The sequence below is a fragment of the Kitasatospora sp. GAS204B genome (assembly GCF_029892155.1).
Lineage (GTDB): Bacteria > Actinomycetota > Actinomycetes > Streptomycetales > Streptomycetaceae > Kitasatospora.
Map to the genome: position 1 here is coordinate 369,430 of NZ_JARZAG010000003.1, position 12,680 is coordinate 382,109.

The following is a 12,680-nucleotide window of genomic DNA, read 5'->3' on the forward strand; positions in this document are numbered from 1 at the left end:
AAGGTGAGATGGGTGGTGCGACGAACGGGTGGTGCGGTGGTGCCGTGCGGGTGCTTCTGGGTGTGCCGAACGCTCAGGCCGCGATCAGTTCCTGGACCGGTACGGCCGCGACGATCTGGTCCACCGCGAACCGGGCCCGCTTGTGCTCCTTGGCCTCGATGACGTGCGACTCGAAGGCGGTGTAGGCGACCTCGGTGAGCGAGGAGCGCCGGCCGGCCTGCAGGATGCTGATCTCGGCGGCGAAAGAGAGCCGGGACGGGTCGTCGAGCTCGGCCTTGACCGTGCGGAACTCGATGGTGGCGTCGAGCGGGAAGAGGAAGTTCTCGAACGCGGTGTTCATCGACTCGATGACGTAGTAGTAGTTCCGCTCCGAGTACCGCGAGGCGTGGTAGCGCTCGCTGACCGCGAGGAACATCTGTCGGGCGGCCTCGATGGCCACCATGCCCTGGACGTGTTCACCGGTCTGGTGGTCGATCAGCAGCTCGTTGTCGTTGTGCACCCGCAGGTTGGCGGCGAACAGGTCGACGTCCAGCCGCTGCAGGTCGGCGATCAGCGTGTTGCAACTGTCGTGCTTGTGCGCCTCGTTGCGGGCTGCCAGGGCGGGTTCGTGATAGCGGAAGTCCAGTCGTTCGGCGAGGCCGAAGAGGCGGGCGTGGTCGTGGATCGACTGCCGTTCCGCACTGGTGACGCCCTGTCCGGCCTGGATCACGATCGGGCGGTCGTCCAGCGAGTACACGCCCAGTCCGAGTTCGTCGATGAACTGACTGACAGTCAGGACGCCTTCCTGGCCGGAGAATCCGAAGAACCGGTCCCCGACGATCAGCAGGGGGCGAGCGATAGCCGACATGAGCATCTCCTTGGTTGGGGGCGGCTCCGCACGGAGCGGATACCGCGAGCAAGAGGGAGGTGGTGCAGCCGTGCAGTGGGGGATGCGAGCTCGGTCGCGGACGGTCACGGGGAGGGTTGGGGCTTCCCCGTTTCCGTCTCCCTCGCCGTTGCGGCGGGGCCGATGTGAAGAACGTAGAACACGACCGGGGTCGGGCGCAACCATCTAGTTGGTTTTTCTGAACTATCCAGTTGGTTTCACCTTGGACTACCCTCGTCTCATGGCTGAGACACCCAAGGGTCAGCTGACCCGCACCAAACTGCTGGAGGCCGCCCAGGCGGAGTTCTCCGAGCACGGCATGGCCGGCGCCCGCGTGGACCGGATCGCCGAGCGCTCCGGCGTGAACAAGCAGCGCATCTACGCCTACTTCGGCAACAAGGAGGCGCTGTTCTCCGCCGTCCTGAGCAAGGTGTACGAGCACATGGGCGCGACCGTGCCGATCCCCACCACCGAGGACGGGCTGCGCGCCTACGTCGGCCAGGTCTTCGACTACCACCGCGAGTTCGGCGACCTCGTCCGACTGCTCGCCTGGGAGGGCCTGCACTACCGCGACCGGCCGATCCCGGACGAGAAGGATCGCGAGGCCTACTACGTCCACAAGGCCGTCGCACTGAGCATCGCACTCGGCGTCGACGATCCGGCGGAGGCGGCCCGGGTGCTGATCGCGCTGGTCGGCCTGGCGTCCTGGCCGTTCATCGTGCCGCAGCAGCGCCGGCTGATGCTCGGCCCGGACAGCGATACCGACGCCGGCTGGGAGCTGCTGCGCGCCGGCATCATCGCCCACGGGCACGTCATCATCGACAGCGTGCTGCGGGAGAGTGCCACGAGCTGATCAGCCATCAGCGGGGGTGTCACGCAGGGGAGTCCGGGTTGCCCGGGCTCCCCTTTCGTCGTCTCCGGGGTCGTTCTTCGAAGAAACCAACCAGCTGGTCCAGGAAAACCAACTAGATGGTTGCGCTCGATCGCGGATCGGGCTACCTTCGTTCTCACCAGGCCGGACGCGCTTCGTCTCCACTGAAGCGGCCCCACGGTCACCGCCGTTGCTGTCGGTTGCCCCAGGCCTGCTTCCCCCTCTCCCCCATCAGGGAGCACCCGCACCGGGACAGCCGTCCCGCGAAAGTGAGGCGACCATGGCAACGACCGACTCGGAGCACCGCACCCGGACCGCTCCCGTGACCGCCGTCAGCGGCGCGACCGGCGGCATGGGCACGGCGATCGTCGAGGAACTCGCCCGCTCCGGCGCCACGGTGGCGCTGCTCGGCCGCGACGAGGAGCGACTGGCCCGGACCCGGCAGCGGATCGGCGAGCGGATCGGCGGCACCGACCGGCTGGTGCCCTACCGGACCGACATCAACGACACCCGCTCGGTGGACGAGACGGTCGCCGCGATCGTGCGTGAACTGGGCGGCATCGACGCCCTGGTGCACGCTGCCGGCGACGGGCCGATGGCCTCGCTCGACGAGACGACCGACGAGATGTGGCAGGCCACCTTCAACGCCAAGCTGATGGGCGCGGTCCGGCTGACCCGGGCCGTCGCCAAGCCGATGACCGAAGCGCGCAGCGGCGCGATCGTCCTGATCAGCGGCGTCTTCCGGAAGGACCCCGACCCGCTGTTCCCGGTGAACAGCGCGGTCAACGCGGCCCTCGCGACCTTCGGCAAGGCCGTCTCCAAGGATCTGGGTCGCAGCGGGATCCGGGTCAACGTGCTGGATCCGGGCGCCGTGCAGACCCCGCTCTGGGACCAGATCGCCAAGGACCTCGCCGACCGGCTCGGCGGCACCGCCCACGAGGTCACCGCCCAGGTGGCGGCGCAGACCCCGCTCGGCTCGCTCGCCCGGCCCGAGGACGTCGCCCAGCTCGTCGGCTTCCTGCTCTCCCCCGCCGCCCGGCACCTCGCGGGCGCGGCGATCACGCTCGACGGCGGCGCCAGCGCCGGCCTGTAGTACCGGACTTCGCCCTTCCTACCGACTACTCATTCCTGGAGACCACCATGCCCATCCTGTCCATGACCACCTGGCCGAACCAGACCGACGAGAAGTGCCAGGAGCTGATCGAGGAGCTGACGGCGACCGTGCACCGCGTCATCGGCGCCCCGCTCGACAAGATCACCGTGTACATCAACGAGATTCCGCAGAACCGCTGGGGCGAGGGCGGAGTGCTCGGCACCGACCCCGAGTTCGCCGAACTCAGCCGTCGTCGTACCGCCGCCGCCGGCGTCTGACCGTCCGCCCGCTTCCCCAAGGAGAGATCTGATGGCCCTTCTCGACCGGACCGCCCGCCCGGCCCGCACCGCACCGACCACCCGGACCACCACGACGGCGGGCACCGAACCGCCCGCACCGCGCCGCGTATCGCCCAACACCGTGCTGGCCGCCGCGCTGCTCGCCTTCTTCGTCATCTCGCTCGACGGCTCGGTGGTCAACGTCGCGCTGCCGGCCATCTCCAGCAGCCTGCGCGGCTCGATGGCCGACCTGCAGTGGATCGTCGACGGCTACACCCTGATGTTCGCGGCCTTCATGCTGTCGGCCGGCACCCTCTCGGACCGGATCGGCGCGAGCCGCGCGTATGCCGTCGGGCTCGCCTCGTTCACCGTCGCCTCGATGGCCTGCGGACTGGCACCCGAGCTGGGCACGCTGATCGTCGCCCGGATGGTGCAGGGCGGCGCCGCCGCGCTGATGGTCCCGGCCTCGCTGGCCCTGATCCGGCAGAACTACGACGACCCGGCCAAGCGGGCCCGGGCGATCGCGATCTGGACGGCCGCGGGTGCGGTCGCGGTCGCCGTCGGACCGGTGGTCGGCGGCATGCTCACCAGCGGGCTGAGCTGGCGGGCCGTGTTCTACCTCAACCTGCCGGTCGGCGTGATCGGTCTGGGCCTGCTCAGCCGGATCCCGCGGTCTACCCGGCGCCAGGCGCCGGTCGACCTGCCCGGACAGACCTCTGTCGTGGTCTCGCTGGCCGCGCTGACCTACGCGGTGATCGAAGGCGGCCGTGGCGGCTGGGGCACCGCGAGCGTGCTGGGCACCCTGCTGCTGGCAGCCGTCTCGATGGCCTTCTTCGTCATCACCCAGGCCCGGCGCAAGCAGCCGATGGTGCCGCTGAGCCTCTTCAAGTCCCGTACCGTGCTGGTCTGCCTGGCGGCCGGCTTCACCATCAACGCGGTCTTCTACGGCGCCATCTTCCTGCTCGGGATGTACTTCCAGCAGGTGCGCGGCGCCTCCCCGGTCAGCACCGGCGCGATGTTCATCCCGATGTGCGCGTTGATCGCCGTGATCAACATGGCCGGTGTCAAGCTGGCCGCCCGCAAGGGCGCCCGGGTGCCGATGACGCTGGGTCAGCTCGTGATGGTCGCCGGCTCGCTGCTGATGCTCACGGTCACCCCGAGCACCCCGATCCTGATCCCGGTGCTGCTGCTGGTCCCGATCGGCCTGGGCGGCGGGCTCGCGGTGCCCTCGCTGACCGCCGCGCTGCTGGAGAACATCGACGCCGAGCGGGCCGGCACCGCCGCCGCGGTGCTGAACACCGGTCGCCAGGTCGGAAGCTGCCTCGCGGTGGCGGCCTTCGGCGCACTGATCGCCGACCGCGCGACCTTCATGAACGGTATGACCACGAGCTTCGTGATCTGCACCGTGATGCTGCTCGCCACTGCGGTGACCACCGGGCTGCTGCTCCCCCGAATGGTCAACCGATCTGCCAAGTAGGAGAGTTGAACCACCACCAGCTCCCCCGCGACAGCCCCTCGCAGGCCGACCCGATCGGCCGCGGGGGGCTTTCGCGCAGCCCGGCCGGCAACAAATACCTTCACAAAGGAATGTTAATCTGGCATCATGGCACCATGCTCACCGCCGACCTTGGGAGGCATGCGCGAACATGACCGTGATCCAGGAGCGCTCCGTCGCCCTCACCCAACCCGGGCCCGATCCCGCCGGCTCGAACGAATCCGCCGTCCTGTCCACTCACACCAGACTCACCGAGCTGGAGATCATCAGAGCGGGACTGCACGACGGACCCAGCCCCGGTGCGACTGCCCAGCAGCACGCCCGGGGCAAGCTCACCGCCCGTGAGCGCATCGAACTCCTGCTGGACGAAGGGTCGTTCACCGAGATCGAACCGCTGCGCCGGCATCGCGCCAGCGGCTTCGGCCTGGAGGCGAAGCGGCCCTACACCGACGGGGTGGTGACCGGCTGGGGCACCGTGCACGGCCGTACCGTCTTCACCTACGCGCACGACTTCAGAATCTTCGGCGGCGCACTCGGCGAGGCGCATGCCGCCAAGATCCACAAGCTGATGGACCTCGCGCTCTCCGCCGGCGCACCGCTGGTCAGCCTCAACGACGGCGCCGGCGCCCGGATCCAGGAGGGCGTCTCGGCGCTGGCCGGCTACGGCGGCATCTTCACCAGGAACGTGCTGGCCTCCGGCGTCATCCCGCAGATCAGCGTGATGCTCGGCCCGTGCGCGGGCGGCGCGGCCTACTCCCCCGCGCTGACCGACTTCGTCTTCATGGTGCGCGACATCTCGCAGATGTTCATCACCGGACCCGACGTGGTCCAGGCGGTGACCGGCGAACAGGTCACCCAGAACGGGCTCGGCGGCGCCGACGTGCACGCCGCCGTCTCCGGGGTGGCCACCGCGGCCTACGACGACGAGGTCGGCTGCCTACAGGACGTGCGCTACCTGCTCTCGCTGCTGCCGGCCAACAACCACGAACTGCCGCCGAGCGAGCCGTCCTGGGACGATCCCGAGCGGCGCTGCGAGGCGCTGCTGGACCTGGTGCCGGCCGAGCCCAACCAGGTGTACGACATGCGCCGGGTGATCGAGGAGATCGTCGACGACGGCGAGTTCTTCGAGATCCAGCAGGGCTGGGCGGGCAACCTGCTCTGCGTGCTGGCCCGCCTCGACGGCCGGGTGGTGGGCATCGTCGCCAACCAACCAGCGGCGATGGCAGGCGTGTTGGACATCAAGGCGGCCGAGAAGGGCGCCCGCTTCGTGCAGTTCTGCGACGCCTTCAACATTCCGCTGGTGACCCTGGTGGACGTGCCCGGATTCCTGCCCGGCGTCGACCAGGAGCACGACGGCATCATCCGGCACGGCGCCAAACTGCTGTACGCGTACTGCAACGCGACCGTCCCGCGGATCTCGCTGGTGCTGCGCAAGGCCTACGGCGGCGCGTACATCGTGATGGACTCCCGCTCGATCGGCACCGACCTCTCGCTCGCCTGGCCGACCAACGAGATCGCCGTGATGGGCGCCGAGGGCGCCGCCAACGTGATCTTCCGCCGGGAGATCGCGGCCTCCGACGACCCCGAGGGCGTGCGGGCGCAGCGGATCGAGCAGTACCGGAGCGAGCTCATGCACCCGTACTACGCGGCCGAACGCGGCCTGGTCGACGACGTCATCGATCCGCGCGACACCAGGTCGGTGCTGATCCGCTCGCTGGCCATGTTGCGCGCCAAGCACGCCCAACTGCCCTCCCGCAAGCACGGGAACCAGCCGGCGTGACGACCGTCCAGGAGACCGGCCGGCCCAAGGACACCGGCCGGCCCACCGACGAGCCCGGCTCGCCGCCGACCGGAGCCGAGGTGCTGCGCGTTCTGCGCGGCAACCCGACCGCCGAGGAGGTCGCCGCCACGACGGCGGTGCTCCTCGGCCTGCTGCGCCACCGGGCGCCTGCCGACCCGCCCGCGGACGTCCGCGGCCCGATCGGCTGGGACCGGCCCGAGCACTCCACGCACCGCGTCGCCAGGTCCTGGCGACGCTGACGCCCACCGAAGGACCGACATCATGTACGCAACCGGACCCTCCTCCCACGCGGAGACGTACTCCACGACCGAGGTCGTCCGCCTGAGCGGGCTGTCGACACAGTCCCTGCGCTGGTACGAGGACCAGGGTCTGATCGACAGCGGCGCCGAGGACGGCGCCGGCGACCGGATCTACAACCCGGTCCACCTGCGCTGGCTGAAGTTCCTCAACCACCTGCGCAGCACCGGCATGTCGCTGACCGACCTGCGCCGCTACGTCGAGCTGAACCGCGAGGGCGACCGGACACTCGCCGCCCGTCGGGAACTGCTCGAAGCGCACCGGGACCACCTGCGCTCCCAGGTCGACGGCTACGCCGCCACCCTGCGCTATCTGGACTGGCGGATCGGCTTCTACCGGGAGCGGGAGGCCGTGCTGGCCCAGTCCCGCGCCCGCTAGGGCCTCTCCTACGGATCCTGCCGGGCGCCGAGGGCCGCCGTGGCGTAGGCCTCGGCCACCAGTTCCAGCCGGAGCACCCGGTGCGCGGCGACGGTGTGCACATCCCGCCACCGGCGCTGGAGTTCGTCGCCCGCGCCGCGCATGTGCGCCCCGCCGATCCGCAGCATCCGGTCGACCGCACCGACCAGCAGGTCGACCGCGACGGCCGCGTCACGCTGGTTGCCGGCCACCAGCAGCGGCGTGACCAGCTCGGTGTCCGCCCGGTACGCCGCTCTGGTGAGCAGCAGCTCGGCGGCGTCGATGTGGGCGGACGCGGTGGCCAGGGTCTCGCGTACGGCCGCGCTCTCGTGGTTCGAGCGTCCGCTGCCGGTCGCCTTCGATCCGGCCCACCGGGACCACAGCTCCAGGGCCCCGCGGGCGGCGCCCAGTGCGGCGGCGCAGAACGTGGTCCCGCCGGCCAGATGGGCGGGGACCGCGTACCGCTCGCCGCGCTCCCCGGTCCCCTCGATCAGCAGCAACTCGTCCATCAGGAAGGAGCGGTGCCGTGGCACGAAGGCATCCTTGACCACCGCGGTGTGGCTGCCGGTCCCGCGCATCCCGGTGCTGTCCCAGGTGTCCAGCACGGTGACCTGCTCGGCGGGCACCAGCAGCACCCGGATCCGCCCGCCGTGCTGGCCCGGCTCCGGCGCGGCCAGCAGCACCCAGTCGGCGAAGTCGACCCCGCTGACGAAGTGCCAAGTGCCGTGCAGGCGCCAGCCGCTGCCTTCGGGCATGGCGACTCCCGAGGGCGGCGTGAGCGCGGCGGCGATCCGTACGTTCGGGCAGGCGCCCCACAGCTCCCACTGGCCCTCCTCGGGCAGATGCGCGGCGTAGCGGCCGTGCGTGGCCCACAACGCGCCGCACCACGCGGCCGACGAGCAGCCCTCGCCGAGCGCGGCGGCATCGGCGAACAGGCCGGCGAAGCTGCCGTCCCGGCCGCCCCAGCGCTGCGGCACGAAGTAGCCGGGCAGGCCGGCGGCACTCACCGCGGCCGCCGTCCGGATCGACAACCGGCTTTCTCTGTCGGCCTGTTCGGCGTCGACTGCCGCCAGCCGGGCGGCGTGGCGAACCGCCTGCCGCACGGACGGCGAGAAGCCGGTCGCCACCGAAACGCTGTCCGTCAAGACGTTCGACATGCCGGAGTACTCCTTCGGAAAAGTGCATTCAGGAAGGTATTGTTTTTGGGTCGACCAACTACCCCGTCCCGGAAGGGAAATCCGCAGGTGAAGCAGGAACGATCCCGACGCACCCACGAGCTGGTCTTGGACGCGGCCGCCGCCGAGTTCGCCCGGCACGGCTACCCACGCGCCAACCTCCAGCACGTGGCGGACCGCACCGGACTGACCAAAGGGGCCCTCTACGGCCACTTCGCTTCGAAGGAGAAGCTCGCCCAGGCACTGACCGAACAGCTGGACCAGGTGGTGGCCGCGCTCGCCGCGCAAGCCGCCACCGCGGACGCACCGGCTCTCGAACGGCTGCGCACACTCACCCTCGCACTGGCCGAGCGGATCGAGTCGGACGTGCGGATCAACGCCGCGCTGCGGCTGGTGATGGACGAGGCACAGGCGGCCCAGGAGCCGCCGGCGTTCCTGGAGAAGCTGCGCCGGCTCGCCGAGGAGGTGGTGGAGAGCGCCAGGACGGCCGGGGCGCTCGACGGGCGGCCGCCCGCCATGCCGCTGGCCGACCTCGTGGTCGTGATGCTGATCGGCGCGTACTACACCGCCCCCGGCGTGGATCGGCGCGGTCTGGCCGCTCGGGTGCGGGACATCTGGGACGCCTTCGGCCCGAATGCGGGCGCTCGGGACGCGGGCACTCAGGACCCAGGCGTTGAGGAGGTCGCGGAGACCGGCTGACCGCCCGGCAGGGCGGCGCGCGTGGTGGTGTCCCAGGTCGCCCGGGAGGCCGCGAGCACCCGGCCGGCCTGCACCGCGTCGATCTCCAGGTGCACCCGGCCCGGCGCCGACGCGCGTCGTGCGTCGCGCGGAATCAGGTAGATCGGTTCGCCCAGCTCTCCGAAGGCCAGGCAGTCCACCTCCAGGCCGACCAACGCGCGCGGGCCGGCCTGGCCGTCGGCCGTCCCGGCGCCGCCGTGGTGCACCAGCAGGTGCCCGAGCTGGCGGAAGCCCTCGGCAGCGACCATCAGCGGCAGGTGGTCGCTGGGGTGGTCGAAGTGGATCGCGTGCCGGGTGTCCACCACCAGTTGCCACGGGCCGCCGGATCGGCGGGTCAGCAGGCTGTCCTTGACGCGCTGGCGGCCGACCACCGACGGGCGGACCCGCTCCGACACCCGTAGTCCCGCCGCGCTCATCCCCGCGGCACTCATCCCCGCCACGCCGACCCCCGTGGCACCGGTCACGGCCGCGCCGGCCGGACGGGCGCCGCGGCCGCGCAGCATCGTGTACCGCTTGTCGTCCACCGCGATGAGCTGCAACGCGCCGCGGCCGCAGGTCTTCCCGCCGACCGTCAACACCACCTCCAGCCGCATGCCGAAGCGCTGCGGCGGCCGGCTGCCCACCCACAGCAGCTGGGCCTCCAGCACCACCGGCAGCGGTTCGCCGCCGACGTACAGCGGCCCGGGGTCGGTGATCTCGAACTCCGCACCGGAGCCGATGAACCGGTGCGACAGCGGAACGTCGTAGTACGTGTGCGCCAGGTACACCAGCGACTGACGGATCGTCTCCGCGAACAGCAGCGAATCGCTCAGCCCGGCCGCGCTCGGCGCGTAGACGGCGTGGTCCCGCGGCCACTGCGCGGCGACCAGGAACTCGTGCTCGCCACGGCGGACGGTGTCGGTGAGGAGGACCTCCGCGATCGCTGCCTTGTGAACCAGCTGACGCGGCACCGGCTGCCCGAATCTCAGCCCGCTCTCGACGGCCGGGCCGGGCGTGGCGAGCGGCCGAACGGCCGCGTCCACGGAGATGGTGGCAGGCTGATGCATGGTCTGTCCCCTCATGAAGTGATTCACGCAGACGCCCTCGGCGGCACAGTGCTTGCACTCGCCGAGTCGACGATTACAATACATTCCCGAAGGTATACTTCAAGGGGTTTGTCGATCGTCTAGCGCTGGCCAGGCACCAGCAGCCACAGCAACGCGCAACCAGGAAGGGCACCATGGCCGCGGAGAGCAGTAAAGAGAGGCCCCCGGCCAGCCAGACCGGAGCGCGGAAGGCGCCCGGCCTCAAGCAGGAACGCGCCGTGCGCACCCGCGGTGTCGTGCTCGACGCGGCGGCCGAGGCGTTCGCGGCCAAGGGCTTCCCCGCCGTCACCGTGCTGGACGTCGCGGAGCTCGCCGGCGTGACCAAGGGCGCCGTCTACTTCCACTTCGCGAACAAGGATGCGCTCGCGCAGGCGGTGGCCGAGGAGTTCTACGAGTTGCAGGCGGCGATCGCCGCCGGCGTACGCGCGGCCGACCTGTCCCCGCTCGACGCGGTGGCCGAGCTGCTCACCCGTACCGCGCTGGCGTTCCGCGACAACCGGACGGTCCAGGCCGGCGCGCGGCTGCAGATCGAGCGGTCGCTGATCGGCGCGGACCTGCCGATGCCGTACCTCGGGTACACCGACTCGGTCACCACCTGGCTCCAACAGGCCAAGGACACCGCCCAGTTGCCCACGGACGCGCAACCCGAGGCGCTGGCGCGGGTGCTGGTCAGCGCGTTCTTCGGCGCTCAGCACATCTCCTGGGTGCTCAACGACCGCGCCGACATCGCCGAGCGGGTGCAGGAGCTGATCGACGTCGTGGTCCCGCGACCGGCGCGCAAGCCCGCCCGCCGCAAGTCCGCCTGAGCACGCGCAGGCTGCGGGAGGCGAATGGCGCGGCTGTATGTGCCGTCGATTCAGGGCGGCGGGAGATACGGTTGGGAGCCATGACGCCGGAACCTCCAGGCGGGGAGCACGCCCCGCGGAGCAAGTTCATGTTGATCTTTCGCGGGGGCGCCGTCTCGGGGCACGATCTGTCGCCCTCGGAGCTTCAGGCCCACGTCGAGAAGTGGTACCGCTGGTCCGATGAGCTGGCCCGGCAGGGTCGGTGCAACACCGGAACAGCGCTCGACAACCCGGGCGCCGCGGTCCGGGGCCGTGAACGCGTGGTCACCGACGGCCCCTACGCGGAGTCGAAGGATCTGGTGACCGGCAGCATGGTCTTTGAGGCCGCCTCCCTGGAAGACGCCATCGACGTGGCGCGCGGATGCCCGACATACGAGTTCGGCGGTTCCGTCGAGGTGCGGCCGGTCCAGGACCCTCGGATCTGAGGCTCGTGGACGGAGGGCCTGCCGCGGTGTCATGTGCGGAACTGGTCGAGGACCTGTTCCGGAAGGAGTACGCGCACCTGGTCAGCGCGCTGACCCGGGTCCTGGGTCCGTCCAACATCCCGCTGGCCGAGGACGTCGTCCACGACGCGCTGGTCAGTGCCATGCAGGCCTGGCGTCTCGGGTTGCCGCAGGACCCGAAGGCGTGGCTCATCCGGGCCGCCCACAACCGGGCGATCGACATCATCCGCCGCGAACAGCGCCACCGCTCGTTCCTGCCCGAACTGGCGACGATGACGGCGCTGACCGGAACGATCGAGGCGGCACTGGCCCCTGCCGCCGAGAGCTCCAGCCAGTTGGCGATGATGTTCGCGGTTTGCGATCCCGGCCTGAACCGCGAGACGCACGTGACCCTGATCCTGCGGTGGCTGTGTGGTCTGTCGCCCAAGGAGATCGGTCAGGCGTTCCTGGTCGACACCCAGACCATCGACCGACGGCTGCACCGGGGTCGCGGTCGGCTGCGTCAGCTGGGCCGGTTGCCCGACGTGGACGACTTGCCTGACATCGACACCCGGCGGGACTCCGTCCTGCGATCGCTCTATCTGCTGTTCAACGAGGGCTACCACGGCAGCAACCCGCACGACCCGGTACGTCCGTTCCTGTGCGAGGACGCGCTGCGTCTGACCGAACTGCTGCTGGACGCCAAGGCGACGGCGCGACCGGAGGTGCACGCCCTGGCCGCCTTGTTCTGCTTCGACGCCGCCCGCCTGCCGACGCGCCTGGATGAGCACGGTGTGTTCGTGCCCCTCGAGGACCAGGACCGGAGCCGCTGGGACCGGGCGCGCATCGAACGCGGTCTGATGCACCTGGCCCGCTCGGCCGCCGGGGACCACCTGTCCCACTGGCACCTGGAGGCCGGCATCGCCTGCGAGCACGCGATAGCGCCATCGATCCGGGAGACCGACTGGGACCGGATCGTCGGCTTCTATCAGGTCCTCGCCCAGCAGTCCTGGAGCCCGGTCGTGGCGCTGAACCGCGGGCTGGCCCTGGCCGAGCGGGACGGCATCGATGCCGGCCGCCGCGAGCTGATCGCCTTGGCCGGGGAGCCGAAGTTGTCCCGGTATCCCTTCTACTGGGCGGCCCGGGCTGACCTGGAACGGCGGGCCGGCTGCCACACCGCGGCCCGGGAGCACTACTCCCGCGCCATCGCGCTGTCCCGGAGCCCGGCCGAGCGCGTGTCCTTCGAGCGGCGGATCGAGAGCCTGGAAATCTCCTAGTGCCGCGTCCGGTTTCGGTGCCCGCCGTTCGTCGTCCTGGTG

Annotated in this window: 14 protein-coding genes; 11 read left to right on the plus strand and 3 right to left on the minus strand. The window is 70.6% G+C overall.

Features of this window, described 5'->3' with window-relative positions; all coding sequences use genetic code 11:
• Positions 1–73 precede the first annotated feature (73 nt).
• The gene (locus tag P3T41_RS06750) at positions 74–847 is read right to left on the minus strand and encodes an AfsA-related hotdog domain-containing protein (protein WP_280688632.1); all 774 of its coding nucleotides are present in this window, start codon (positions 845–847) and stop codon (positions 74–76) included.
• Between the two features lie 259 nt (positions 848–1,106).
• Between P3T41_RS06750 and P3T41_RS06755 the strand changes: the two genes are divergently transcribed.
• From P3T41_RS06755 to P3T41_RS06785, 7 genes are all read left to right on the plus strand, one after another.
• The gene (locus P3T41_RS06755; protein ID WP_280688634.1) at positions 1,107–1,718 is read left to right on the plus strand and encodes a TetR/AcrR family transcriptional regulator; all 612 of its coding nucleotides are present in this window, start codon (positions 1,107–1,109) and stop codon (positions 1,716–1,718) included.
• 298 nt (positions 1,719–2,016) lie between these two features.
• Positions 2,017–2,829, plus strand: coding sequence for an SDR family oxidoreductase (locus P3T41_RS06760; RefSeq protein ID WP_280688636.1), 813 nt, complete (start codon positions 2,017–2,019; stop codon positions 2,827–2,829).
• 47 nt (positions 2,830–2,876) lie between these two features.
• Positions 2,877–3,107, plus strand: a complete 231-nt coding sequence (locus P3T41_RS06765) for a tautomerase family protein (RefSeq protein WP_280688638.1) — start codon at positions 2,877–2,879, stop codon at positions 3,105–3,107.
• A gap of 31 nt (positions 3,108–3,138) precedes the next feature.
• A complete protein-coding gene (locus tag P3T41_RS06770) occupies positions 3,139–4,584 on the plus strand; it encodes an MFS transporter (protein WP_280688639.1) in 1,446 nt (481 codons plus the stop codon).
• Between the two features lie 169 nt (positions 4,585–4,753).
• The gene (locus tag P3T41_RS06775) at positions 4,754–6,382 is read left to right on the plus strand and encodes an acyl-CoA carboxylase subunit beta (RefSeq protein ID WP_280688640.1); all 1,629 of its coding nucleotides are present in this window, start codon (positions 4,754–4,756) and stop codon (positions 6,380–6,382) included.
• Positions 6,379–6,642, plus strand: coding sequence for an acyl-CoA carboxylase subunit epsilon (locus tag P3T41_RS06780; RefSeq protein WP_280688642.1), 264 nt, complete (start codon positions 6,379–6,381; stop codon positions 6,640–6,642). The genes P3T41_RS06775 and P3T41_RS06780 overlap by 4 nt, the downstream gene beginning before the upstream one ends.
• Before the next feature lie 22 nt (positions 6,643–6,664).
• Positions 6,665–7,078, plus strand: coding sequence for a MerR family transcriptional regulator (locus P3T41_RS06785; RefSeq protein WP_280688644.1), 414 nt, complete (start codon positions 6,665–6,667; stop codon positions 7,076–7,078).
• Between the two features lie 8 nt (positions 7,079–7,086).
• Here P3T41_RS06785 and P3T41_RS06790 read toward each other — a convergent pair whose 3' ends face one another.
• The gene (locus P3T41_RS06790; protein ID WP_280688646.1) at positions 7,087–8,253 is read right to left on the minus strand and encodes an acyl-CoA dehydrogenase family protein; all 1,167 of its coding nucleotides are present in this window, start codon (positions 8,251–8,253) and stop codon (positions 7,087–7,089) included.
• 87 nt (positions 8,254–8,340) lie between these two features.
• Between P3T41_RS06790 and P3T41_RS06795 the strand changes: the two genes are divergently transcribed.
• The gene (locus P3T41_RS06795) at positions 8,341–8,970 is read left to right on the plus strand and encodes a TetR/AcrR family transcriptional regulator (protein ID WP_280688648.1); all 630 of its coding nucleotides are present in this window, start codon (positions 8,341–8,343) and stop codon (positions 8,968–8,970) included.
• Here the strand turns inward: P3T41_RS06795 and P3T41_RS06800 are convergent.
• On the minus strand, positions 8,931–10,055 hold the full coding sequence (locus P3T41_RS06800; RefSeq protein WP_280688649.1) for a ScbA/BarX family gamma-butyrolactone biosynthesis protein: 1,125 nt from the start codon (positions 10,053–10,055) through the stop codon (positions 8,931–8,933). The genes P3T41_RS06795 and P3T41_RS06800 overlap by 40 nt on opposite strands.
• Positions 10,056–10,312: 257 nt before the next feature.
• On the opposite strand from P3T41_RS06800, the gene P3T41_RS06805 reads away from it, so the two are divergent.
• The 3 genes from P3T41_RS06805 (at position 10,313) to P3T41_RS06815 (ending at position 12,638) form a co-directional block, all read left to right on the plus strand.
• Complete coding sequence (locus P3T41_RS06805) at positions 10,313–10,900, plus strand: ScbR family autoregulator-binding transcription factor (RefSeq protein ID WP_280688651.1); 588 nt, start codon at positions 10,313–10,315, stop codon at positions 10,898–10,900.
• Positions 10,901–10,980: 80 nt separating this feature from the next.
• Complete coding sequence (locus P3T41_RS06810) at positions 10,981–11,364, plus strand: YciI family protein (protein WP_280688653.1); 384 nt, start codon at positions 10,981–10,983, stop codon at positions 11,362–11,364.
• Between the two features lie 26 nt (positions 11,365–11,390).
• Positions 11,391–12,638 (plus strand): sigma-70 family RNA polymerase sigma factor, encoded by a 1,248-nt coding sequence (locus P3T41_RS06815; protein ID WP_280688654.1) that lies wholly within the window; start codon positions 11,391–11,393, stop codon positions 12,636–12,638.
• The last annotated feature ends 42 nt before the right edge of the window (positions 12,639–12,680 follow it).